We start from the raw sequence: 24,756 nt of genomic DNA, 5'->3' as shown, positions 1-24,756 counted from the left end.
GTATACAGGGGTTCTACAGGTGATTTTTATGGTGATGTTCTGTACTGGTATGGGTGGGCGTCGGCTTGAATCGGGTTAAACAGGCCATATAGAATTCATGAGCCCTTCTGTGCTTGCTTGCTCTAAAAGTGAATTTTTTTCACGTAACCCATGTTATGAACGGAGCGGGCATGCCTTGCAGGGGGACTGAGATTGTCTACCTTGTGCACTGCAAGATGATTGTTCTGAGAATGATCTGAAATTTAATCATACAAGGAGTGGATTAGATGACAGTCAGCAATACACCTCTCAATGTTTTAAAAACGCAGAAGCAGTACAGCGAAATGGCGGATGTACCGTCGGCGCAGCTTTCGATGGTCAAGGATCCTTATCCGTCGCGGTTGTCGGAAGCGCCTGCATCACTCTGGCAGCCGCGCCAGGAAGATGTTGTCAAAGGTCGTCACCTGACAGGTCCGCTTAGCCAGGCGCAACTCGACGAGTTCGAGCGTAAAGGGTTTCTGTTCATTCCCAACCTGATTTCCGGTTCAGAGCTCGATGAGCTGCGTCGGGAAATGCGGACGCTCATGAACAATGAAGACTATCGTGACAAGCCTTTCAGCATTACCGAGCCGGAAAGCCAGGAAATTCGTTCGTTGTTTGCCGTGCATCTTCTCTCGCAGCGCATGGATGAGCTCGCCCAGGATGAGCGCCTGGCGGGCGCCGCGCGGCAACTTATCGGCGCTGACCCCTATGTGCATCAGTCGCGCATCAATTATAAGCCGGGGTTTGCCGGTAAGGGTTTCAACTGGCACTCCGACTTTGAAACCTGGCACGCTGAAGACGGTATGCCCAACATGCATGCCGTGAGTGCCTCACTGATTCTGACAGAAAACCACGAATTTAACGGCCCCTTGATGTTGATCCCCGGGTCGCACAAGAAATTCGTGCCGTGCCTGGGGGAAACGCCAGGAGACAACTACAAAAGCTCGCTTAAAATGCAGGAAATCGGTGTGCCAAGTAAAGAAGCGCTGACGGAGCTGGTGGCCGAGCATGGCATCGAGGCGCCCAAGGGGCAGGCAGGCGGCCTGTTGCTGTTCGACTGCAACACGCTGCATGCCTCGAATGCCAACCTGTCGCCGGACCCCCGCAGCAACGTTTTTTTCGTGTTCAACCGCCCCGATAACCGTTGCCGCGAGCCTTATGCGGCGCCAGCGCAGCGTCCGAGCTTTCTTGCTCATCAACCTGACGACGACGCCCAGTCGTTAATAGAGGCAACCCGGTAACGACTCAGGTGTGGAACAATCGCATGGGTGGGGTAGACTGGTGCGCTTGCTACTATGTGTGCATCATAAGGAGTCACCCCATCATGCGTTTTGTTCCTCAATTTACCGATGGTCAAGCGTTTCCCTACGAGTTGGGCAAGGTTGTGTGTGTCGGGCGCAACTATGCTGACCACGCTAAAGAGTTGGATAATCCGGTTCCCAGCCAGCCACTGCTGTTCATTAAGCCGTCGACCAGCGTCGTGGATCTCCAGCAGCCGTTGTCACCGCCCTTCCATCGTGGTGAGATTCACTACGAGGTGGAACTGGCGCTTCTAGTCGGCAAGACCATCAGCGATGCGACGCCGGATGAAGCCAGCGCGGCGATTACCGGGCTGGGGCTGGCGCTTGATTTAACGCTGCGCGATATTCAAACCGAACTGAAAGAGAAAGGTCATCCCTGGGAGATTGCCAAGGGATTTGACGGTGCCTGCCCGCTATCCCCGTTTTTGCCGTTAAGCCGCGTGCCGAACTGGAACGCGCTGGCCTTCAAGCTGGAAATTGACGGCGAAGAACGCCAGCACGGTGAAGGGGCCGACATGATTTTCACCATCCCCACTCTGGTCGCGGAGATGAGCCGTCACTTCACCCTGGAAGCCGGTGATGTCATTTTGACGGGAACGCCTGCGGGGGTGGGCGAGCTGCCACGGGGCGCCAAGCTGCGCATGACGTTGACCGGTGGTTTGGACATTACCACCAGCGTGGTTGAGTGAGCCGTCGCCGCAAACGGCCACCGAGTCTGTCGGTGGCCGTTGCTTTGTAAAGACGGTAAGTCAGGGCTACTCCAGGTAGGTGTAGCCTTCCAATCCGTCGCTCAGGCTGGCGGCAAAGCGTGCCTGCTCACGGTCGGAAAAACCACTGGCCGCCAGCTGTTCGGTGAGTTTTTGCTTCAGGACCCGGGCATCGAAGTTCACGTAGGCGAGCACCTCGGCCACCGTATCCCCCGCCTGGGCATTGGAAAGCTGCCACTCACCTTCGGGGCCCAGAGCCGCATCCACCGAGTCGGTATCGCCGAACAGGTTGTGCAAATCGCCGAGAATTTCCTGGTAAGCGCCCACCAGGAAAAAGCCCAGCCAGCGCTCATCCTCGGTTTCCCACTCAGGAATCGGCAAGGTGCTTTCAACGCCTTGGCCATCCACGTAGCTATCGATGCGGCCATCGGAGTCGCAGGTGATGTCCTGAATAATCGCTCGACGCGTTGGGGGTTGATCCAGCCCGCTTAACGGCAGTACCGGGAAAATCTGTTCGATGCCCCAGACGTCGGGTACTGACTGGAACAGCGAGAAGTTGACGAAGAGTTTATCGGCCAGCTTCTCCGCGAGCTCATCCAGGATGTCGCGATGCGCCCGGTTGCGGGTATCCAGTTGGCCGCGCAGTCTCGCGCATGCGGCCATATACAGGCGCTCACCTTCGGCGCGGGCGTTGATATCACTGAGCCCCAGCACGAAGCGGTCCTGTAATTCGCTGACTGCCTGGAGCAAATCATGCCACGCTTCGACCAGCACGCGAGGCTCTTGAGGGTCTGCCAACTGCTCAAAGACCCGCCATAGCGCGGCCACTTGCAGGTCATCCTGTTGGGAACGCTCGGGCGGCGTGTCATCGATGCGTTCGTCGCCAATCACGTTGGTAATCAGTACGGCATGATGGGCGGTCAGTGCCCGGCCGGACTCGCTGATCAGGTGCGGCTGAGGCAGGTTGGCGTCCTGGCACAGTTGGGCAAAGGCGCTGACCACGTTGCGGGCATACTCACGCATTGAATAGTTGGCGGAACAGTCGCTGCGGGAGCGAGTGCCTTCATAGTCGATGCCCAGGCCACCGCCCACATCGACGGTATCAATCGGGGCGCCCAGGGTCATCAGGTTTTGATAGAAGCGTGCGCACTCCCGAAGGCCGCGCTGAATATCGCGGATATTGGCAATCTGCGAACCCAGGTGGAAGTGCACAAGCTGCAGGCTATTCAGGGCATCCTGGGCGCGCAGTGTTTCCACGACGGTCAGGATCTGGCTGGCGGTGAGACCAAACTTGGATTTTTCACCGCCGGTATTTTGCCATTTGCCTTTGCCGACGGAGGCAAGCCGGGCACGCAGGCCGATACGCGGTGTCACGTCCAGCTCACGAGCCTCTTCAAGAATGACATCGAGCTCCGAGAGTTTTTCTACCACCAGGTAAACCCGATGGCCGAGCTTCTCGCCCAACAGTGCCAGGCGGATGTACTCACGATCTTTATAGCCGTTGCAAACGATCAGCGAAGAGCCACCTTCTGAGAGGGCAAGCACCGCCAGCAGCTCGGGCTTGCTGCCGGCTTCCAGACCGACACGGCCACGGCCCCGTTCGGCGGTGGCCAGAATTTCTTCCACCACGCGCCGCTGCTGGTTGACCTTGATGGGGTAAACCGCCGTGTAGCCGCCCTGGTAGTCAAGGTCGTGCATGGCAGCGTCAAAGGCGCCGCATAGCTGTTCGACGCGGTCATGCAGAATATCGCTAAAGCGTACCAGTACCGGCAGGCGTAATCCGGTTTTCTGGAGTTGGCGTACAAGGCCACTCAGCGGGAGTGCTGGCCCCTCGGTATCGTTGCCTAAAGGGCGCACCAATGCCTGGCCCTGGTCATCCACGTCGAAGTAACCACTCCCCCACTGGTCAATGTTCCAGGTGCGACGAGCGCGTTGGGCTGAACGGTTGGTGGACGCTTCGCTCATGAAGATGCCTCGGGCAGTGGTAATGCACCATGGGTGATGCGCGCTTTCAGGATAGTGCGGAAACGGTCGGGGTCGTGGGGGGTCAAGTCGTGGGCGGGCGGGTCCACGTAAACCACCAGCAGGCGCGAGAGCCAGTAACGCAGCGCCGTCATGCGCAGCATGGTCGGCCATAGCGCTTGCTCATCTGCCGTTAACGAACGGCGGGCCTGATACGCGCTCAGGATGGTCGCATAGCGTTCGCCGTTCAAGGTACCGTCCTCGTTGGAAGCCCAGTCGTTAATCACAATGGCAAGGTCGAACAGCAGATCACCGGTGCAGCCATTGTAAAAGTCGATAATGCCGCCAAGCTCATCGCCTTCAAACAGCGTGTTGTCGCGGAACAGGTCGCCATGAAGCGCGCCCTGGGGCAACTCATCGTGTTGGGCGAAGGCACTTTCGAAGTCATCGACCTCGTCTTTCATCAGCGTCTGGTCGTCTGGGCTCAGGTAAGTCAGCACCCTGTGATGCATGACATGAAGCCAATGCAGGTCCCGCGGGTTAGGACGGTGGCCGGGGAAGCGCTTTGACACAACGTGCATTCGACCAAGGGTATTACCCAAAGCTTGGCACTGGGCCAGGTTGGGCGCCTCTGGATGACGCCCTGGTAAACGCGGAAACAGCAGCGCGGGCTTGCCGGCCAGGCTGTGCAGTGCGATGCCTTCGCGATCATGAACGGTGCCGGGAACCGGCAGGCGGTGTTCATCCAGGTAGTCCAATAACTCGACAAAAAACGGCAGCTCGGCATGCTCGCCCTGTTCGAACAGGGTCAATACCAGCTCGCGGCGGTCGGTGGTCACAAAAAAGGTCGAATTTTCCGTCCCCGCTGTCACGCCCTTTAGCGACAAGAAATTACCGACATCAAATTTTTCTAAAAACGTAGCGACCTGTGCGTCGCTAAGCGGAGTGAATACAGCCATGAGAATCTCGCCCAGGTTGCTAAGCCCATTATTGTAGCGGCTTGATGCGTCAGTTGGCAGCATTGTGTCATCTTGAATAACGTTATCGGGCCACCTTGGGTCTGCAGTGTGGCCGCTGAACGCGTATCATGAAGCAGACATCTTACTGTTTGCCAACAATGGAATTTGGTTATGGCCCGTGCTCCGATCGTGCTTGTCGATGGCTCCTCGTACCTGTATCGCGCGTTTCATGCGCTGCCGCCGCTAACCACCTCCAACGGCCAGCCTACGGGCGCCGTGAAGGGGGTGCTGAACATGCTCAAGCGGCTGATAAAAGATTATCCCGAAAGCCCCATGGCCGTCGTGTTTGACGCGCCGGGCAAGACCTTTCGCGATGACCTGTACAGCGACTACAAGGCCCATCGCCCGCCGATGCCCGACGACCTGCGCAGCCAGGTCAAGCCACTGCACGAGTGCGTGAAAGCCCTTGGTCTGCCGCTGCTGTGTATTGAAGGCGTTGAAGCCGACGACGTGATTGGCACCCTGGCCCACCATGCCACCCAGGCGGGGCGCGACGCGGTGATCTCTACTGGCGACAAGGACATGGCGCAACTGGTCAATGCCCACATCACGCTGGTCAACACCATGAAGGATGAGACCCTGGATGAAGCGGGCGTTGAGCAGAAATTTGGCCTGCCGCCCGCCTTGGTCATCGATTTTCTCGCCTTGATGGGCGACAAGGTCGATAACATTCCCGGCGTGCCCGGGGTCGGGGAAAAAACCGCCATAGGATTGCTGCAGGGCATGGGGGGTGGGCTGGATACCATCTATTCGGATCTGGATCGGGTAAAAACGCTGTCATTCCGTGGGGCCAAGACGTTGCCCAAGAAGCTTGAGGAACACCGCGAGCAGGCGTTTTTGTCTTACCAGCTCGCCACCATCAAGGTCGACTGCGACCTGCCGGTGGGGCTGGATGACCTGGATATTGCCCACCCCGACCGGGAAGCGCTGGTAGCGCTCTACAAGGAGATGGAGTTCAAGCAGTGGCTGAACGAGCTGCTGGAAGGCAAGGACGAAGGCGTTGACGACGTGAAGGGTGGCGAGCCCGCACCGGCTAATGCGGCTGATGATAGCGTTGCCACTCCCAGCGAGCGCCACGACCACGTGATTGTCGAGCAGAGTGAGTTTGATGCCTGGTTAGAACGCCTCAACAAAGCGGAGCGTTTCTGCTTCGACCTGGAAACCACCAGCCTCAACTACATGGATGCCGAAATCGTTGGCATTGGGCTGGCGCTGGAAGCGGGGGAAGCCGCCTATATTCCGGTGGCCCATGACTACCTGGATGCCCCGGCGCAGCTTGACCGCAAAGCGGTATTGTCTGCGCTGAAACCGTTGCTGGAAGACGTCCAGAAAACCAAGATTGGCCAGAACCTCAAGTACGATATTTCCGTGCTGGCCAACTATGATATTGACGTGGCGGGGCCGCTGGCCGACACCATGCTGGCCTCCTACGTGTTGAACTCCACCGCTACCCGCCACGACATGGACTCCCTGGCGCTGAAGTATCTGGGTGAAAGCACCATTTCGTTTGAAGACATCGCTGGTAAAGGCGCCAAACAGCTGACCTTCAATCAGGTCGCTCTTGAGCAGGCGGCCCCATACGCCTGTGAAGACGTGGATATTACCCTACGGTTACAGGAAACCCTGCGCCCCCAGGTAGAACGCGAAGGCCGCCTCGCCGAGGTGCTGGATCATCTGGAGCTGCCGTTGATCAGCGTGCTGTCCCGCATCGAGCGCAATGGTGTGGCGTTGGATGCTGAACGCCTTCATGCGCATAGCCAGCAGCTGGAATCGCGTATTCGCGAGCTGGAAAGCCAGGCGTATGAGCTGGCGGGACGCGAGTTCAACCTGGGGTCACCCAAGCAACTGGGGCAGATCCTGTTCGAAGAACAGAAAATCCCGGTGATCAAGAAAACCCCCAAGGGCGCGCCCTCTACGGCCGAAGCCGTGCTTGAGGAACTGGCGCTGGATTACCCGTTGCCGAAGGTCATTATGCAACATCGGGGGCTGGCCAAGTTGAAGTCCACCTACACCGACAAGCTGCCGCGTCTTTTGAACAAAGCCACCGGGCGTGTACACACCAGCTACCACCAGGCGGTGACGGCCACTGGGCGGCTGTCGTCGTCCGACCCCAACCTGCAGAACATCCCCATCCGCACCGAAGAAGGGCGCAAGATCCGCCAGGCGTTCGTGGCTCGCCCCGGCTACCGTATTGTGGCGGCCGACTACTCGCAGATCGAGCTGCGCATCATGGCCCACCTGTCGGAAGATAAAGGCCTGCTGGCAGCGTTTGCGGAAGGCCGCGATATTCACACTTCCACGGCCGCAGAGGTGTTTGGCACGTCGCTTGAGAAAGTCTCCGGCGATCAGCGGCGTAGCGCCAAGGCGATCAACTTCGGCTTGATCTACGGCATGAGCGCCTGGGGCCTGTCACGCCAGCTGCATATCGAGCGTAATCAGGCGCAGACCTATATCGATCGCTACTTCGACCGTTACCCAGGGGTAGCGCGTTACATGGACCGTATTCGCAGCCAGGCGGCGGAGGACGGCTATGTGGAGACCGTAAGAGGGCGCCGCCTTTACTTACCGGAAATTCACTCGCAAAACCGCAACCGCCGTCAGGGTGCAGAGCGTACCGCGATCAACGCGCCCATGCAGGGCACCGCGGCGGATATCATCAAGCAGGCGATGATCGATGTGGATGCCTGGCTGGCAGAGGGCGAGTTTGATGCGCTAATGGTCATGCAGGTGCATGACGAACTGGTGTTTGAAGTCGCCGAGTCTCAGGTAGAGAGCTTTATCAAGCAGGTGCAGCAGCGTATGCAGGGTGCCGCGCAGTTGAGCGTGCCGTTGATTGTGGAAGCGGAAAGCGGTGACAACTGGGATGAGGCTCATTGAAGCGGGTGAGCTATCGATATGAACCCATGCGCGGCCTTCAAAGGCGACGCATGGTGAAGGGATTAACTCTCGATGGGGGCGCGCCAGTCGTCAGACCCTGATGTGCCCGCGACAGTATGCTCCCAATCAATCTTGCGGTAAGACAGGGATACGTCCATCAACTGAGTAAACTCAGACTTGGTGACGTCCTGGGCGTGCGGCATGCGCAGGTTGATATCCACGATGGTGGCGTCGGTTAGCGACGTGGTGAAGAAATGCTCCTGCTTACCCTCTACCGACGTGCGGTACCACTTGAGCTCGACGTTGGGCAGCATTTCACCGGATGCCAGCGCGTTGTACATCAATGGAACGGCCTTGTTCAGCGCTACGGTAAACACAAAGGGTTTGTGGGCGCGCTGACCGGAAGGCTGGCCAGACTGTGGGTCGGTGGGAACCGTTACCACATGCTTGAATTCCTGCACCAGCATTTCATCTTCGTGACCTTCGACATAGATGTTGCCGACCGAGTCGGGAGTGAATGCGCCTGCCGTAATGTTGCCCTGAGACTGCCCTTCGATGCTGATATAACATGGGGTTGGCATAAGTCTGCTCCTTGACGGAATAAGTAAAAGAAAAACACCCAGTGTGGGCGCTTTAAGACAGCAACTATCATGCCTAAAATAAATTTTATTTTTATTTCAATAATTTAATTTTGTTATCGCATTTTGTTAATTTTAATTAGGCAATTATTTGCCTGGTTTTAAGCAAGTCTTTGCTCCTTGTGGCGGTATCTTGCCCGGTCTTTTATTGGTGTTTTTTATTGTATTGTTTTTCTTTGATTAGCGATCAGATTGGTCTTTACGCAATAAAAGATAAGTGGGTTTGTAGGAAAAAGCGGTCCATTTTTATAAGAGATTGACCATTCATATGTAAGATATTTCTTACATGGGATTTTTGGGCTTTGTTTTTCTGAAGTGAAATGGAAGTCAAAAGCGCCGAAATTCAGGAAAAGCTCCAAAGTCTTGTAAGCCAGCTGGATGGAAGTGGCTCGTCGTTGCTCAATGTCCGGGTTGGCGGCTATTGGTCAAGTCCGCTAAATTCCCGGGATTAATAACCATTCACAGTTGTAGGAAGCCTTTTGTTAGGCTCCGGGGCAGAGCGAACCACCATGGCTAAACAAGGCACTGTTGCGCCCAAAGAGCGCATCAATATCAAGTATGTACCGGCGACTGGTGACCAGCAGGCGGAGACTGAGTTGCCGCTCAAGCTGCTGGTTGTGGGCGATTTTAAGGGCAAAGAGGAAGAGGCGCCGATAGAAGAGCGGCAAGCCGTTTCCGTTGATAAAAACAACTTTCAGTCGGTCATGCGCGAGGCAGGTCTAACCCTGCAGGCGTCGGTGCCTAACCGCCTCGCTGACGACAGCGAAGAGTCGGGCGACATGGCGGTGGATCTGTCCTTCAAATCGCTCAGCGATTTCTCACCTGATTCGGTTGCCAAGCAAGTGCCAGAGTTGCGCCAGTTGGTCGAGTTGCGCGAAGCCCTGGTGGCTCTGAAAGGGCCGCTGGGCAATGTTCCTGCCTTCCGTGATCGTCTGCAGAAGTTGTTGGAAAGCGATGAGGCTCGACAGCAGTTGCTGGATGAGCTGGCGTTGCTGGATACCCAGGGCAAAGGCGAGTAACGCTTAGTCAGATAGATCTTTAAAGCGTGCGTTTCAGCGAATTCGGGGCGGAATGATGAGTAAAACAGCAAAGCAGCAGACTACGGCGGCAGAGACAGAATCAGAGGATGTTTCGCTGCTCGATCAGGTAATGGCCCAGACCCGCATGGCACCAGCCGATGAAGGGTATGACGTCGCCAAACAGGGTGTGGCAGCGTTTATTTCTGAGTTGCTTAAAGGCAGTGAAGCAACGCCTAGTGTCAATAAGTCGCTGGTCGATAACATGATCGTTGAGCTGGATCGCAAGATCAGCCATCAAGTCGATGAGATTTTGCATGAGCCGGGATTTCAGGAGCTCGAGTCAGCCTGGCGAGGTCTGAAGCTTCTCGTCGACCGCACCGATTTTCGTGAGAATATTAAGCTCGATGTGCTGCATGCCACCAAGCAAGAGCTGCTGGAAGACTTCGAGTTCGCGCCGGAAATCAGTCAGAGCGGCCTCTATCATCATGTTTATAATGCGGGTTATGGTCAGTTTGGTGGCGAGCCGGTAGCCGGAATAATCGGTCATTACGATTTTTCGCCTTCCACTCCTGACATGAAGTTGCTGCAGCATACCGCCGCGGTGGGCGCCATGGCGCACGCCCCCTTTATGTCATCGGTAGCGCCGTCGTTCTTCGGTATCGAGAGCTTCGAAGAGCTGCCCAACATCAAGGATTTCAAGGCGATTTTCGAAGGCCCCAAATACGCACGATGGCGCAGTCTGCGCGAGTCAGAAGACGCGCGTTATCTCGGGCTGACGGCGCCGCGCTTCCTGCTGCGCACGCCCTACGATCCGGTCGAAAATCCCGTCAAGACGTTCAACTACCGGGAAACGGTCAGCGAAGACCACGAGCATTATTTATGGGGCAACACCGCCTACCTGCTCGCCGAACGTCTGACGGACAGCTTCGCTAAATACCGCTGGTGCCCCAATATCATCGGCCCGCAAAGCGGTGGTGCGGTCGAAAACCTGCCCGTTCACACCTATGAAGCCTTTGGTCAGCTACAGGCCAAAATTCCCACCGAAGTGCTGATTACGGATCGTCGCGAATTTGAAATGGCCGAAGAGGGCTTCATTTCGCTGACCATGCGTAAAGGCAGCGACAACGCGGCCTTCTTTTCGGCCAACTCGGTGCAAAAGCCCAAGGTGTTTCCCAACACGGCCGAAGGCAAGGCGGCGGAAACCAACTTCAAGCTGGGCACCCAACTGCCTTACATGTTCATCATCAATCGCTTGGCGCACTACGTGAAAGTGCTCCAGCGCGAGCAGATCGGCTCCTGGAAAGAGCGTCAGGATCTTGAGCGTGAGCTCAACACCTGGATTCGCCAATACGTCGCTGACCAAGAGAACCCGCCTGCCGATGTGCGTAGTCGGCGCCCACTCCGTGCGGCTTCTATTCAGGTGTCGGATGTAGAGGGCGATCCGGGCTGGTATCAGGTCTCAATGGCGGTTAGGCCGCATTTTAAATACATGGGAGCTAACTTCGAGCTATCACTCGTCGGGCGTCTCGACAAGGAATAATAGGGACGGCAGGTCGATGGCAGCTAACAGCAACGGGCTATTAGGCACTCGCTTGTTCGAGCGTCTGGCTGCACCTCATCAACCGGTGAGTTACGAAGAAGACGGTCGGCTTGAAGAGGTCGTTGAGTCCATCAAGCGCCATCTGGTGGAATTGCTGAACAGTCATCCGGGGAATTGCGCCTGCGCGCCAGAATTGGGGTTGCTGGATTTTAACGATGCCACGATCGGCGTACTCGACCTGGAGCTCAGCATCCAGCAGGCGATCCGGCAATGCATTGAGCACTTCGAACCGCGGGTAAAACGCGTGGATGTTGAGGCTTTGCCCAGTGCAGGCGATCCATTGCAACTGCGTTTTCAAGTCCATGCCACTGTTGCGCTTGGGAAAGCGAGTGCCCATACCACCATCGACCTGTTGCTTAACAACAAGCGTTATCAGTGTCTCAACTGATGGGCTGAGGGGCACGCATGCTCAATCGCTATTATCGAGATGAACTCAACTTTCTGAAGCGTCAGGGGCGGGAGTTTGCACAAGCAAACCCAGGCCTAAGCCGCTTCCTGTCTGAACGTAGTACCGACCCGGACGTCGAGCGCCTGCTGGAAGGGTTTGCCTTTTTAACCGGTCGTATGCGGGAGAAAGTGGAAGACGAGTTTCCTGAGCTCACTCATTCGCTTATCAGCATGCTGTGGCCGAACTATCTGCGGCCCGTGCCCAGCATGACGGTCGTGCAATTTACCCCAGCGTGGCATGCGTTAAGCCATCAGCAGCCCGTTGCAAGAGGTACGTCGCTTGCCAGCACGCCCGTGGAAAATACCGCCTGTTTATTCCGCACCTGTCACGACGTAACGCTATACCCGCTAGCTCATAGTGGTGTGAGCGCACGGCATACTCGTGAAGCCTCAGTGGTCGAGCTGGCGATGGATGTGCACAGCGACCAGCCGATGGACGCCATGGGGATTGAGTCGTTGCGGCTGCATCTAGGCGGCGATGCCTATACGGCAAGGACGTTGTACCTATGGCTTAACCATTACCTGACACGCGTCGAGTTGGACGTTGATGGCTGGCAGCAATCCCTGCCCGCCGATGCACTTCAAGCAGTCGGTTTTGAGCGTGATCAGGCGCTATTGCCCTACCCCCGTAATGTGCATCAGGGCTATCGGATTTTGCAGGAGTACCTTTGCTTTCCCGAAGCGTTTCACTTCTTCGATGTCACAAGGCTGAACCAGTACTTACCGCCAAGGCCCGCGGAAAGGGTCACGTTACGTTTTGAGTTTTCGCGCACCCTGCCGACGGATGTACGGGTTCAGGATGAACACCTGGCGCTTTATTGCACACCGGCGATTAACTTGTTCAGCCACGATGCCGAGCCGATCGATCTGAGTGGTGAGCGTAGCGAGTATCGTCTGCGTCCAAGCACACGCTCACCGTCGCATTACGAGGTGTTCAGTGTGGACAATGTTCACGGTTGGGTAGGTCGGGCAGGCCAACAGGGTGAGCCCCGGCGCTACGTGCCCTTTGAAAGTTTTCAACATCAAATAGAGCGCGACCGGGGGCGCGAAGCCCTCTATTACCGTTTACGAGTGCGTGACAGCCTGCGTAGCGATGGCTTTGACCACGATATCGCTTTTATTCGGGGCGACGAGCAGGCACACCTTGAAAGCCGTGAAACGATCTCATTGCAGTTGACTTGCAGCAATCGTGAACTGCCAGAGCAACTGACGGTGGGCGATGTTTGCGTGCCGACTGAGAGCAGTCCTGCCTATGCCGATTTTCGCAATATCACCCGTCCGACGCCTGTGTTGCGACCCGCACTGGATGATGGACTGCTCTGGATGCTGATCTCCAATCTGTCGCTCAACTACCTCTCGTTACTGGAGCGTGATGCCCTGTGTTCGGTGCTGCGAGCGTATGACTTTCGCGCGCTTGTCGATCGTCAAGCAGAGCGCATTGCCCAAAAAAGATGGGCAGGCATCGTTGATATCGAAACGCAGTCGGTTGATCGGCTGCGCAAAGGGATGCCCATACGTGGCCTTCGCTCAGTGATGACCTTGGATCAGGACGCCTTTGGTGATGAAGGCAGTTTGTACCTGTTTGGCAGTGTGCTGGCGCGGTTTTTCTCTCTTTACGCCAGTATCAACTCTTTTCATGAGTTGCATGTTGTTAATCGACATAACCAAGAGCGCTACACATGGAGTTTACAGGCGGGGCAGCAGCCCCTGATGTAGCGCTAGCGCCTCTCATTAAGGAGGCGAGACGTTACGAGTTTTTCCAGCTGGTTGAGCTCCTGCACCGTCATCATGGCGATGATTTAGAGCAGGGGCCTGGCGGTAGCGTGCCTTCACGGCAGCGCGTGCGCTTCAAGGCATCGGCTTCATTGGGTTTCCCCGGTAGCGATGTGCTGAATCTGGCGATGAACGAAAGTGGCCAGTACGAGATGAAGGTCAGCTTTCTGGGGCTGCAGGGCGCCCAGTCGCCGCTCCCAAGCTATTACCTTGAAGCGCTGGCCCATGAGTCAGCACACCAGGAAGGGGCAGCGGGCGATTTCCTGGATTTTTTTAATCATCGCCTGCTAACCCTGATGCACCGCAATTGGCGCAAATACCGCCACTACGTGCGTTACCAGGATGATGCCAAGGATGGGTTTTCAGCGGCGATTTTTGCGTTGGTGGGGCTGGCCGACGGTGATCTACGCGGCGAGACACCGATCAACTGGAGCAAGATGCTGGCCTACGCAGGTCTGCTGGCAGGCCGCTCGCGTTCTCCCGACGTGGTATGCGGCATTGTCGGTCACTGTTTTGACCTGGATCAGGTAGAGGTTGATGAATGGGTGTTGCGTTGGGTCGACATACCCCCCGATCAAAGAAGCCGCGCGGGCCTTGCTGGTATGACCTTGGGCGAGAACGTGGTGGCCGGGGAGCGTGTTGCCGACGTCAAGGGCAAATTCGCGCTGTGCTTACGGGGCTTGAGCCTATCTCGTTTTAGAGACTTTTTGCCCGACGGTGAGGAGCACCATCCTTTGAAAACGCTGGTGAGTTTTGTACTGCGTGAGCCGCTGGCCTATGACCTTGAACTTGAGCTGTTGCCCAGCGCTGTCAAACCCATGCGTCTGGGGGATGGTGGTTCGTGCCAGCTTGGCTGGACCACCTTTGTCGACCCAGAGAGCGGTGATAACCCTAGTCGTCGCCGCGTGCGCATCCAAATGACGAGTTAAGCCATGAATGCCATTCAGACCGATGCCATCACCCTGGTGGTCATCAACAGTGAAGCGCTCGAAGGGCGCTCGACCAGCAGCTTCGTCTTCCGTGGCGGCGGTGGCACCTTGGGCAGCGGCGCGCACGATAACTGGCTGCTGCAAGACCATAGAGGGCGTATTCGGCCAGGTCATGCTGACATTACCAGAATTGACGGGAAGTTTTGCCTCATCGATAGCAGTGGGCAAACCTTCATCAACCGCTCGACCTTGCCTTTGGGGCGTGGACGGAAGGTGGCGCTGCGTGACGGAGACGAGCTGTTGATCGGTGAGTACCGCTTGAAAGTGCATCTTGGCGATCGTCAGTCCTGGCAGCCTGGTGCGCACTCCCTCGCTACTCTGGTTGATGAGGAGCACGAAGACGTCACCGTTCACGGACATGCGTCGCCGGTGGGGAGCCACGGTCCCAGTCGTGAGCAACCGCAGCGCCAAGATCCTATCGAAGCGCTGGGCGGCGTCATTCCCGGGTCGTTGCAGCACGACCCGATGGTGGCGTTGGAAGACGATGTTCCCAGACCGGCCATGTTGGAGTCGGTCGATACCCTGCCTGTTTCTCAGCGCCATGAATATCAGCAATGGGCTCAGCAAGAACGCCGTCGCGAGGCGGTGAGCCTGCCAGACATACCCTCAATTAACGGCCAAAAAACACACAGGAGCAATGACATGGATGAGCGGCAATTAGACGACCTGGAACGCTCGGTGGGTGAGCAATTGGAAGACCGTTGGCAAAAGCCAACGTCGCGCTCGCTAAGCCATGTTGGTGCTGACCCATTACTGCGGGGATTGGGGATTGACCTGCCTTTTCGGGACAGTGAAGAGCAACAAGCTTTCCTGGAAGAAGCGGGCCAAACCCTGCGTGCCGCCATCGACGGACTGCGGGTATTACAGCAGACCCAAAATGACAGTAAGTACCCGCTACGTGATCGGCGCCTGCAACCGATCGAAGACAATCCGCTGCGCCTGGGACAGTCTTTTGAGGAGACGGCTGAAACCATGCTGTCAGCGTCCCGCAGTCCAGTGCACCTCTCGGCACCGGAAGCCGTGGCCGAGAGTTTGCGTCACCAAGGCCAGCACCAAGCGGCGGTCGAAGACGCCATTGGCCACGCATTGAGCGCCATTCTGGACGCCTTTTCCCCCGAGGCGCTGCTTAAACGCTTTCATGCCTATCGCGGCGCCGGAAATCGTATCGATAACGAAAGTGGCTGGGCGTGGGAAATGTATGACCACTATTACCGTGAACTGAATTCTGACCGGCAGCAGGGGTTTCAAAAGCTGTTTTGGGAGGTGTTTGAGCAAGCCTACGACCAGTCTGTGCGTCGCCAGCAGCGGGAGGACGCATGACTGCGCCAGGTATCGCAAGGCTTGTCGGACTGCTCTGTCTCACCTTGCTGCTGACAAGCTGCGCGTCGACTCGGGAAGCCACCAGTAAAGCCTGGCAGGTCATGAAGGACCCCGACATCCCGGTGGGTTATCCCGGCGATCAGCCTACCAAGGTTGACCTCAGCATGCTGGCGGAACCCGACGTGAACCCTAACGTGGAAGGCGAGGGGACACCGCTTCGCTTCCAAGTCCTGCAGTTGAAAGATGATTCAATGCTAATGGCCGCGGATTTAGGTCAGTTGGAAAACGACCTGGAAGACACCCTGGGCACGAATTACCTGGCCCACGATGACTTTACGTTGCTGCCGGAGCAATGGAAGTTCTACGCGCCCTTTGAGGTTGATGAAAACACTCGCTATATCGGGCTGATTGCGTATTACGCCTCCCCCAATGAGGCGGAATGGAAGAAGGTCGTCAAGGTGAAAAGCCGTGGCGAACACTATCACCTGCTGGTTCACCTCCGTGACAGCGAAGTTGAGTTAAGGAAGGAGGGGTAATGGCCAGCCGGAATCGTGTGGTTTGGAGCGAGGGCTTATTCATTAAGCCTCAGCACTTCCAGCAACAGCAGCGCAGCCTGGAAGGGGTGTTGGATACGCGCTTAAAGGGGGTAAGCCATTATTTATACGGCTTCCTCTCGCTGGAACTCAATAATGAATTCCTCAGTTTTGGCCGCATCGCCATCAGTCGGGCAAGTGGCGTCATGCCCGACGGCGTGGCGTTTCATCTGCCAGGCGATGACGTTGAGCCTGCGCCGCTGGAAATCAGCGATGCCAGTATTACCAATCAGATTGTGTACCTTGGCCTGCCGCTGGCAACCGATGGCATCGGCGAAGTGCGTTGGCCTGAAGACAACTTGCCGGCGCGCTACCGGTTATTGTCGCGCAGCGTGCGTGATCTGCATTCGCAGGAGGGCGTGTCCACCGATATCAATGTCGCTCGGGTGTCGCCCCGCTTGCTACTCGAACGCGATGACCGCAGCGGCTACGCCTGCCTCGCCGTTGCGCGCATTGTTGAGCGTCGCCCTGACGGCAGCCTGGTACTTGATGAGCAGTTCTTGCCAACCCTGCTCAACGTGCAAGCGGCACCTGGGTTGCAGCGCTTTGTGGGCGAAATGGCCGGGTTGATGCGCGAACGCGCGCGTAACATTGCCCAGCGCCTGTCCACGCCGCATCAGGCAGGCGTCGCTGATGTCTCCGATTTTATGTTGCTGCAACTGCTTAACCGCGCCCAGCCGCGTTTTCAGCACCTCGCTCGGTTGGGTCAACTGCACCCTGAGCGACTTTACGACACCATGCATGAAGTGGCCTGTGAACTCGTCACCTTTACTGACGAATCACGGCTGCCCCCAGAGTGTCCTGCCTACGACCACGATCACCCCGAAGGGGCCTTTCATCCGTTGATGAAAATGCTTCGCCAGGCGCTGTCGACGGTGCTCGAACCTCGTGCCGTGGCTATCCAGCTGCAGACACGACGCTATGGCCTGCTAGTGGCACCGCTGTCTGACCTGAGCCTGATCGAATCTGCGGAGTTCATTCTCGCCGTGCGCGCCGACATGCCCAATGAACGGCTACGCAAGCTGTTTTTACAGCAAACCAAGGTGGCGAGCGTCGAGCGAATCCGCGATCTCATCAGCCTTCAGCTACCCGGCATTCCGCTTGAGCCGTTACCGGTGGCTCCCCGCGAACTGCCCTATCACGCTGGCTATAGCTATTTCCAGCTCGACCGTCAAAGCGAGGCGTGGGGCATGCTCAACGGTGCCAGCGGCTTCGCTTTTCACGTCGCCGGTGAATTTCCAGGGCTGGAAATGCAGTTCTGGGCTATCAGGAGTTAAACCATGCAGCAGCTTGCCACCGATTCGCACAGCTTGAGCCATTCCCAGGCACCTAATGACAGCGTGCGTCATGAGGATCTAATTAACGAGCGTGGTTTGGAGCATTTGATTCATAGCCACGCCGAGCAGCTGGATGCTGATGAGGATTATTGGTTCCGCCTGCGCGGCCATAACCTGAATCCATTGGTTGATGCGGCCAGCAGCCTGCTGGGCATGGTGGTCAGGGTGCGGCAACTGGATCAGGCGGGCGATATTGAGCGCCTTTACCGTCAGGTTGTCGATGAAATCGCTGCGATTGAAATCGAGCTGACCGAGCAGGGCTATGACCGTGCCACGCTTCTCGCCTATCGCTATGTGCTGTGTTCATTTATCGACGAGGCCGTGATGGGCATGCCCTGGGGGCGGCAAAGTAAATGGGCCGAACACTCGCTGTTGACCCGTTTTCATAACGAAACCTGGGGCGGCGAAAAAGTGTTTTCGATTCTTGCCCGCCTCCAGCAAGAACCCCAACGCTACCGAGATATGCTGGCGTTCATTTACCTTTGCCTGTGCCTGGGGTTCGAAGGTCGTTACCGGGTGATGTCTCACGGTCGCGAGGAGTATGAGCAAGTTGTCAGGGCCTTGGGTGACCAGTTAAACAGCCTGGAGGAACCAGGTGAAGAAGCGTTAACCCACCCCCTCGATAATGTCGTGCAGGGGCATCAACGCCGTTCTACCCATTTCCCTACCTGGGGCATCTTTGCGCTGTTTGGTATCGCCATGGTCGGCGTTTATTGGGGCTTTTCCTGGTCGCTGGACCAACAGGCGGCACAAATTACCTCGCTACTTAATCAACTTTACCGTTAGGAGAAACCATGCTCAGGGTAGAGCTACCAGCGCTGATTGGCCGTCTTAATACGATTGCTCGCCAAGGCCTAGAGCAGGCCGCGTTACTGTGCGCGCAACAGCAGGCGCCCGAGGTGACGGTGGGGCATTTGTTGCAAGCCATGCTGGATCAGCCGCTGTGCGATGTCCGCGCCATATGTGAACACCTGGATATGGATATTGCACCGTTACGCGCGCAGTTGGCGGAAGAAACACGCCCGCCCCGCGAGGTAGAGGTGGCGACGCCGAGCTTTTCACCGCTTTTGGTCGAGCTGCTTCAAGATGCCTGGTTACTTGCTTCCACCGAGTATCAGCACCCAACCCTGCGAAGCGGCGCTGTATTTACCGCACTGCTGCATAACCCGGAACGCTATCTGGGGGCAGGTGTGGTAAGGCTGCTGGCCGACATCAATCGGGAAAGCCTGCGCCGACATTTGGATCCGATAACCGCGCATTCAGCCGAGGCTCCCCAGGACGAGGTAACGGGGCACCCACGCCAAGTGCCCGCTGATACTGACGACAGTGCGCTGGCCCGTTTTGCCACGTCGCTCACCGAGCAGGCGCGTCAAGGCACGCTCGACCCTGTATTGGGACGCGACCCTGAGATCGACCAGATGCTCGATATCCTTGGGCGTCGACGCAAAAACAATCCCATCGTGATTGGCGATGCCGGGGTCGGCAAAAGTGCTGTCGTTGAAGGTCTCGCGTCGCGCATTGTGGCCGGTCAGGTGCCTGCGGCGCTTGCCGATGTCGAGCTGCTTGCGCTGGACCTTGGGGCCCTGCAAGCCGGGGCGGCTGTCAAAGGTGAGTTTGAGAAACGACTTAAAGCCGTTATTGATGAGGTCAAGAACGCACCGCGTCCGACACTGTTGTTTATTGATGAAGCGCATACTCTGATTGGCGCTGGTAACCAGGAAGGCGGGGGGGATGCGGCCAATTTGCTCAAGCCCGCACTGGCGCGAGGGGAGCTGCGCACCATCGCCGCCACTACTTGGCGGGAGTACAAGAAATACTTTGAAAAAGACCCGGCGCTCTCGCGGCGCTTTCAACCTGTCACGCTGTCTGAGCCCAGTATTGATCAAGCCCTGGTAATCCTGCGGGGCTTACGGGATGTCTATGAACAGGCCCACGGCGTCCTGATTGGCGACAGTGGCCTAAGAGCGGCAGCGGCGCTGTCCGCCCGCTACCTGGCCGGTCGGCAATTGCCGGATAAGGCGATCGACGTGCTGGATACTGCCTGCACGCGACTGGCACAAACGCTTGATACACCGCCGCGAAAACTCAGCCATCTACAAAGCGAGCATACCGCGGCGCTGCGCGAACGCGACCAGCTTGCTCGTGAAACGCTACTGGGTCGAGACGTCGACGTAGCGCGTCGTCAGGAACTCGACGAGCGTTTAGCCAAGCTTGACGATGAACTGGCGACGCTGGAAGCGGCCTGGGGCGAGCAGCGTGAATGTGTCGATGCCATCGTCGCCTTGCACCGCCAACTACTCGATGACGACAGCCATGCCGAAGACCCGCTTTCTTCTTCCTTGCATGCCGAACTGGCGGCGCGTGAACAGCAGCTAGCCGACCTGCAGCAGACCTTTACCCTGGTCAATCCAAGCGTTGAAGAAGCGCAAATTGCCCAGGTGATTGGCGACTGGACCGGCGTGCCGGTTGAGCGGATGACCAGCGATGAATTAACGCGGTTGACAGCGTTACCTGCCTATCTGAGTGACATGATTCAGGGACAAGAGGCTGCCATTGAGCGCATCCACCGTCATCTACTGACCGCGCGTGCCGATCTGCGTCGCCCTGGTCGGCCGCTGGGTGCCTTCCTGCTCGTTGGCCCCAGTGGGGTAGGCAAGACCGAAACCGTGGTACAGATCGCCGACCAGTTGTATGGCGGTCGCCAATTTCTTACCACGATCAACATGTCCGAGTATCAGGAGAAGCACACCGTATCCCGCCTTATCGGCTCGCCGCCCGGTTATGTCGGTTTTGGTGAAGGTGGGCTACTGACAGAGGCGATTCGTCAGCGCCCTTATTCGGTCGTTCTGCTGGACGAAGTGGAAAAAGCCCACCCCGATGTGCTGAATCTGTTTTACCAGGCGTTTGATAAAGGCGAGCTGGCGGATGGGGAAGGCCGACTGATCGACTGCAAGAACGTGCTTTTCTTCCTCACCTCCAACCTGGGTTATGAAACCATTGTCACTCACCGTTACAACCCCGCGGCACTCGACGATGCGCTCTATCCGCAGTTGGCCGACTTCTTCAAGCCGGCTCTGCTGGCACGTATGGAAGTGGTGACTTACTTACCGCTAGAGGGCGATACCCTCCGCGCTATCGTCAATGCCAAGCTTGCCACCCTGGCGGCGCGCATCCGCGAACGCCACCGTCAGGCAGATGTGGTACTGGATGACGCGCTGGTCGAGGCGATCTGCGCCCGGGCAACGCGTAGTGAAAATGGCGCGCGCATGCTGGAGTCGGTGATCGACGGCGAGTTGCTACCGCCGCTCTCCCGTGCACTGCTTGAGCGGATGGCGCGTCGTGAAAGCGTGGCCAGCGTTGTGTTGGGGGTCGATCCTGACCACGGCAGCTTTACTGCGGAGGTCGCCTGACACCATGACGTCTGCTGCCGATGCCACATCCTCTGCCAAGAGCGCGTTATCAGCTGAACTGGCGGCTATGCCATTGGCATTGATGCTGGTGGAAAGTCGCTCAACGTCGATGTTGCGCCAGCGAGCAGCCCAACTGCTGCAAGACCACCTGGGGCTGGCATCGGCCGAATGCCTGTATATCGATGGCAGCGGCCGCTGGCTGGGGCGAGATGGCGACGACGGGCAGTTTGATTGCAGCGATTTCAAGCACCCCTATGCCCACGTCATTCGCAGCGGCAAAGCATTGACCCTGAGCGTCGCCGATGCACGCACGCGCCTGGATGATGCCACTTTCCAGCAACAGGTGGCCGCACTTGGCGCAGGCTCGTACCTGCACATCCGCCCCTTGCGGGCGGCCGACAACGACCCCATCTGGCTGGGAGTGATGGTGTTGGTAGGTACCCAGGCAAGGCTAAGCAGCCTGACGGCAGACCCCGGCATGGTGGCGTTTGATGCCTTGCTGTGCCGTGTATGGGCCCGATTGGCCCGGGAGCAGGGGGAGCGTCAGCGCTCCCGCCTGCTGCAAGATTCGCTTGCCAAGCTCAACGATGGTGCCCGTCGCCAGGCACTGGCCGACCAGCTCGCCGACGACCTGCTGGGTCAGTCGTCAGCCATGCAAGCACTGCGTCGGCATGTGGTGCGTGCGGCCGAAACAAATCTGGCAGTCCTCCTCCAGGGTGAAACCGGCACGGGCAAGGACCGGGTGGCACGGGCTATCCATCAGCTTTCAGGACGGGCAAAAGGTCCCTTCATGGCGATTAACTGTGCCGCCATTCCCGAAGCGCTGCTTGAGTCGGAGCTTTTTGGCCATGCCAAGGGAGCTTTTTCCGGGGCCGACCAGGCCCGCGAAGGACTCATCAGCCAAGCGGACGGGGGCACGTTATTTCTTGATGAAATCGGTGATATGCCGTTAGCCCTGCAAGCGAAACTGTTGCGTGTGCTGGAAAGTGGCCGCTACCGACCGCTCGGGGCCAGTGAAGAACGCTGCGCGAATTTGCGCCTGGTGGCGGCTACGCATCAACCGCTACGTGAACAGATTCGTGAGCGGCGGTTCCGCGCAGACCTTTACTACCGGTTAGGCCAGTTCCCCCTTGCATTGCCACCACTTTGTGAACGGCGCGACGATATTGCCACGTTAGCCCAGTCCTTTATTCGCGACTTTTGTGAACGCGAAGCACGTGACGAAATGGGTATTACCCCCGCCGCACTGCGCCTGCTGTATCGCCGCGATTACCCGGGCAACGTTCGCGAACTAAAAAACGTGATCGATTATGCCTGCGCCATGACGCCTCAGGGCGCTGATATCGACGCTTACCTGTTGCCGGGTGAGCAAAGCGATCAAGCCTCATCGGAGGTGACGGAAGACGCTGGATTCGCACTACCCGATGACATTGATGACCTGCGCCAGGCCCTGCGCGATGTCGAGTCCGCCATTATTCGCCAACGTTTGCGGCGGTTCGGGGGCAATCGTGCCCAGGTAGCAGAAAGCCTCGGTTTACCCAAGCGAACCCTGGCCCATAAATGCCAGCTATTAGAACTGGATACCAAATGAACACGATGTTGTTAAACCGCCACGTCTTAGCCGGTGGTTTGCTGGTGCTATTAACGCTATTAAGCCACCCCTCTCGCGCAGAAGGTCGCACAGCGTTGCTGGAAAAGGCCCAGGCATGTGCCGAGGAATCCTCTCGTTTAGAGCGCCTGAACTGCTACGACGCGCTGTTTAAAACGCCAACGCCAAGCGGTGACACCAGTGAGCTGCCCGCGTTATGGCACGCCATTGAACGCCAGGAGGCGGCGCGCGCCGGCGACGACATGGGGTTGACCGTACGCGAAATGGGTAGCGACGTGCTGATCAGTGTGCCCGCATTAGGCACGACACCACCCAGGCCCGTCATGGTGATGGCCTGTGAAAATCTGATTACCCGGTTTCAACTGCATATGCCGGTAGCCATTGATAGTGCCCGAGTGACGCTTGAGCTTAGCGGTCATGGAGGCGTCATTGAGCAGCAGTGGCGGGTTCGTGACGGCGGGCAGGTGGTTAGCGGCGGCCGCGGTTTACCAGCCATCGATACCCTTCGCCAATTACTTGGTGCTGAGGAACTGACATTACGCAGTGATGAGAGTGCCTTGGACGGGCTGCGCTTTGATGTATCAGGCCTTCGTGAGGATATTCAACCACTGCGCGATGCGTGTCGCTGGTAAAGGAGTCATCCAATGCGCATCACCGTTGAAGATCATCTAACGCCCGTATTGGCTCCGCTGGACGTTAACGATGAGGGGTACCCCGTCGGCGAGCCGCTGGAAGACACCCATGACTACCTAGCGCTTGATGAAGAAATGATGAAGGTAGGCTCGTTACAGCATGCCCACGTTGACTGGGATACCGCTGAAACGCTGGCCATACGAATGCTGAGCGGCAAAGGCAAGGATCTAAAGGTGTTGGGGCACTTAGTGCATTGCCTGCAGCAGGGCGGGAATGGCGTGCGTTTTGCGCTTTCGCTGCGTCTGCTTGCCCGCAGCGTTGGCCAGCCCTGGTGGCCACAGGCTTACCCGTTTACGGGCAGCCGGGGTGCCAAGCTACGTAACCGTTTATTTCAGCAGTTTATCCAGCGCAGCGTGAAGTTGGTGTCGAGTCTCGATTTTCACAACGCAGAGGATGAATTCGAGGCCTGCCAGGCATCGCTTGAAGAACTCCAGCAGCAAGCAGAAGCGAACGCGTTGCCTGGGCAGAACCTGGATGAGCTGAGCCGACAATTGCTTGCCCAGCGGCCGACAGCATCAACGTCCGCTGCCGAGACAACATCGTCGAACAACACGGTGACAGACCAGCCTGACGGGGGTAAACAGGCGGCGGCAACAACGCAGACCTCTTCAGCCAAGGCGCCTGAGCTGCGCATGGAAGCCGGAAACGAGCGCTCGAATCGTCAAAGCTTGCTGAAGATGGCCGATTTCCTGCTCGAACAAACCCCCGGTGAGCCTTTGGCCTATCGGCTGCGTCGTTTCGCGATCTGGGGCGCGATTCAGGCACTTCCCAATGCCAGGGAGGACGGTAAAACCGAACTGGCGCCTGTTTCAGCCGACCGGGTTGCCGATTACCGCGAAGCGATTGCACGGGGAAGCGATCACGATCTGTGGGAGCGCATCGAGAACAGTCTGACGTTAAGCCCTTATTGGCTGGAAGGCCATCGCCTGAGTGCGGGGGTTGCGAAACAGTTAGGACACCCCCGCTGCGCCGAGGCGATTCGCGAGGAAGCCCAACGCTTTGTGGAGCGGTTATCGGGTATCGACGCCCTGGCCTTTAATAACGGGGTGGCGTTTATCGATGATGAAACAAAACGGTGGTTGTTCAGCGGCTCGCAGGGGGCGGGAGCACCGAGCGACGGTGGGGAAGCTTGGCAGGCAGGCTTGCAAGAGGCTCGCGATGCCATGGCGGATGGCAATGTCGGGGCCGCGTTAAAGGTGCTTGATCAAGGATTGAGTCGTGCCCGCTCGCCACGCGATAGCGCCTATTGGCGTTTGGCAAGCGCGGATTTGTTACATGAAGCGGGACTGGAAAGTCTGGCTCAGCAGCACTACCGAACGCTCTACCAAACAGTCACGGCGCTGGCGCTAGAGCAGTGGGAGCCGACATTGGTCTCGCGGCTGGAAGCCGCACTCAATGCGTCGCACTGACAGTATCGTTAATACAAGGGACGAGGGATAAA

Annotated in this window: 19 protein-coding genes; 16 read left to right on the top strand and 3 right to left on the bottom strand. The window is 57.5% G+C overall.

The window, feature by feature from the left end:
• The first annotated feature begins 266 nt into the window (after positions 1 to 266).
• Both thpD and NH395_RS17080 read left to right on the top strand, forming a co-directional pair.
• The gene (thpD, locus tag NH395_RS17085) at positions 267 to 1,262 is read left to right on the top strand and encodes an ectoine hydroxylase (protein WP_253026563.1); all 996 of its coding nucleotides are present in this window, start codon (positions 267 to 269) and stop codon (positions 1,260 to 1,262) included.
• 83 nt (positions 1,263 to 1,345) lie between these two features.
• On the top strand, positions 1,346 to 2,011 hold the full coding sequence (locus NH395_RS17080; RefSeq protein ID WP_253026561.1) for a fumarylacetoacetate hydrolase family protein: 666 nt from the start codon (positions 1,346 to 1,348) through the stop codon (positions 2,009 to 2,011).
• 66 nt (positions 2,012 to 2,077) lie between these two features.
• On the opposite strand, the gene speA is transcribed toward NH395_RS17080, so the two are convergent.
• Both speA and NH395_RS17070 read right to left on the bottom strand, forming a co-directional pair.
• Positions 2,078 to 3,994 (bottom strand): biosynthetic arginine decarboxylase, encoded by a 1,917-nt coding sequence (gene speA / locus NH395_RS17075; RefSeq protein ID WP_253026559.1) that lies wholly within the window; start codon positions 3,992 to 3,994, stop codon positions 2,078 to 2,080.
• Positions 3,991 to 4,950, bottom strand: coding sequence for a homoserine kinase (locus NH395_RS17070; RefSeq protein WP_253026557.1), 960 nt, complete (start codon positions 4,948 to 4,950; stop codon positions 3,991 to 3,993). The genes speA and NH395_RS17070 overlap by 4 nt, the downstream gene beginning before the upstream one ends.
• Positions 4,951 to 5,121: 171 nt before the next feature.
• Between NH395_RS17070 and polA the strand changes: the two genes are divergently transcribed.
• Complete coding sequence (polA, locus tag NH395_RS17065; RefSeq protein WP_253026556.1) at positions 5,122 to 7,887, top strand: DNA polymerase I; 2,766 nt, start codon at positions 5,122 to 5,124, stop codon at positions 7,885 to 7,887.
• A 62-nt stretch (positions 7,888 to 7,949) separates the two neighbouring features.
• Here the strand turns inward: polA and NH395_RS17060 are convergent, their stop codons facing one another.
• A complete protein-coding gene (locus tag NH395_RS17060; protein WP_066319883.1) occupies positions 7,950 to 8,468 on the bottom strand; it encodes an Hcp family type VI secretion system effector in 519 nt (172 codons plus the stop codon).
• Between the two features lie 566 nt (positions 8,469 to 9,034).
• Between NH395_RS17060 and tssB the strand changes: the two genes are divergently transcribed.
• Genes tssB through tssA form a run of 13 tightly spaced genes read left to right on the top strand, consistent with a single transcriptional unit; the run spans position 9,035 to position 24,724 of the window.
• On the top strand, positions 9,035 to 9,544 hold the full coding sequence (gene tssB / locus NH395_RS17055) for a type VI secretion system contractile sheath small subunit (RefSeq protein WP_066319911.1): 510 nt from the start codon (positions 9,035 to 9,037) through the stop codon (positions 9,542 to 9,544).
• A gap of 55 nt (positions 9,545 to 9,599) precedes the next feature.
• A complete protein-coding gene (gene tssC, locus NH395_RS17050; protein ID WP_253026555.1) occupies positions 9,600 to 11,084 on the top strand; it encodes a type VI secretion system contractile sheath large subunit in 1,485 nt (494 codons plus the stop codon).
• Positions 11,085 to 11,100: 16 nt separating this feature from the next.
• Positions 11,101 to 11,532: a type VI secretion system baseplate subunit TssE gene (gene tssE, locus NH395_RS17045; protein ID WP_253026554.1), complete on the top strand. Its 432-nt coding sequence runs from the start codon at positions 11,101 to 11,103 to the stop codon at positions 11,530 to 11,532.
• A 17-nt stretch (positions 11,533 to 11,549) separates the two neighbouring features.
• Positions 11,550 to 13,307 carry a type VI secretion system baseplate subunit TssF gene (gene tssF / locus NH395_RS17040; protein ID WP_253026553.1) on the top strand — a complete coding sequence of 586 codons (1,758 nt, stop codon included), beginning with the start codon at positions 11,550 to 11,552 and terminating at the stop codon, positions 13,305 to 13,307.
• Positions 13,271 to 14,293 carry a type VI secretion system baseplate subunit TssG gene (tssG, locus tag NH395_RS17035; protein ID WP_066319914.1) on the top strand — a complete coding sequence of 341 codons (1,023 nt, stop codon included), beginning with the start codon at positions 13,271 to 13,273 and terminating at the stop codon, positions 14,291 to 14,293. The genes tssF and tssG overlap by 37 nt, the downstream gene beginning before the upstream one ends.
• A gap of 3 nt (positions 14,294 to 14,296) precedes the next feature.
• Positions 14,297 to 15,673, top strand: a complete 1,377-nt coding sequence (tagH, locus tag NH395_RS17030) for a type VI secretion system-associated FHA domain protein TagH (RefSeq protein ID WP_253026552.1) — start codon at positions 14,297 to 14,299, stop codon at positions 15,671 to 15,673.
• A complete protein-coding gene (gene tssJ / locus NH395_RS17025) occupies positions 15,670 to 16,209 on the top strand; it encodes a type VI secretion system lipoprotein TssJ (RefSeq protein ID WP_253026551.1) in 540 nt (179 codons plus the stop codon). The genes tagH and tssJ overlap by 4 nt, the downstream gene beginning before the upstream one ends.
• Complete coding sequence (tssK, locus tag NH395_RS17020) at positions 16,209 to 17,543, top strand: type VI secretion system baseplate subunit TssK (protein ID WP_253026550.1); 1,335 nt, start codon at positions 16,209 to 16,211, stop codon at positions 17,541 to 17,543. Before tssJ ends, tssK begins: the two co-directional genes overlap by 1 nt.
• 3 nt (positions 17,544 to 17,546) lie before the next feature.
• Positions 17,547 to 18,389, top strand: a complete 843-nt coding sequence (icmH, locus tag NH395_RS17015; protein WP_253026549.1) for a type IVB secretion system protein IcmH/DotU — start codon at positions 17,547 to 17,549, stop codon at positions 18,387 to 18,389.
• A gap of 8 nt (positions 18,390 to 18,397) precedes the next feature.
• Complete coding sequence (gene tssH, locus NH395_RS17010; RefSeq protein WP_253026548.1) at positions 18,398 to 21,013, top strand: type VI secretion system ATPase TssH; 2,616 nt, start codon at positions 18,398 to 18,400, stop codon at positions 21,011 to 21,013.
• A gap of 4 nt (positions 21,014 to 21,017) precedes the next feature.
• Positions 21,018 to 22,604, top strand: a complete 1,587-nt coding sequence (locus NH395_RS17005; RefSeq protein ID WP_253026547.1) for a sigma-54 dependent transcriptional regulator — start codon at positions 21,018 to 21,020, stop codon at positions 22,602 to 22,604.
• The gene (gene vasI / locus NH395_RS17000; protein WP_253026545.1) at positions 22,601 to 23,254 is read left to right on the top strand and encodes a type VI secretion system-associated protein VasI; all 654 of its coding nucleotides are present in this window, start codon (positions 22,601 to 22,603) and stop codon (positions 23,252 to 23,254) included. The genes NH395_RS17005 and vasI overlap by 4 nt, the downstream gene beginning before the upstream one ends.
• A 12-nt stretch (positions 23,255 to 23,266) precedes the next feature.
• Positions 23,267 to 24,724, top strand: coding sequence for a type VI secretion system protein TssA (tssA, locus tag NH395_RS16995; protein ID WP_253026543.1), 1,458 nt, complete (start codon positions 23,267 to 23,269; stop codon positions 24,722 to 24,724).
• Positions 24,725 to 24,756 lie beyond the last annotated feature (32 nt).

It is taken from the genome of Halomonas sp. Mc5H-6, assembly GCF_024124705.1.
Classification (GTDB): domain Bacteria; phylum Pseudomonadota; class Gammaproteobacteria; order Pseudomonadales; family Halomonadaceae; genus Vreelandella; species Vreelandella subterranea.
This window is presented reverse-complemented; position numbering and strand designations above follow the sequence as displayed.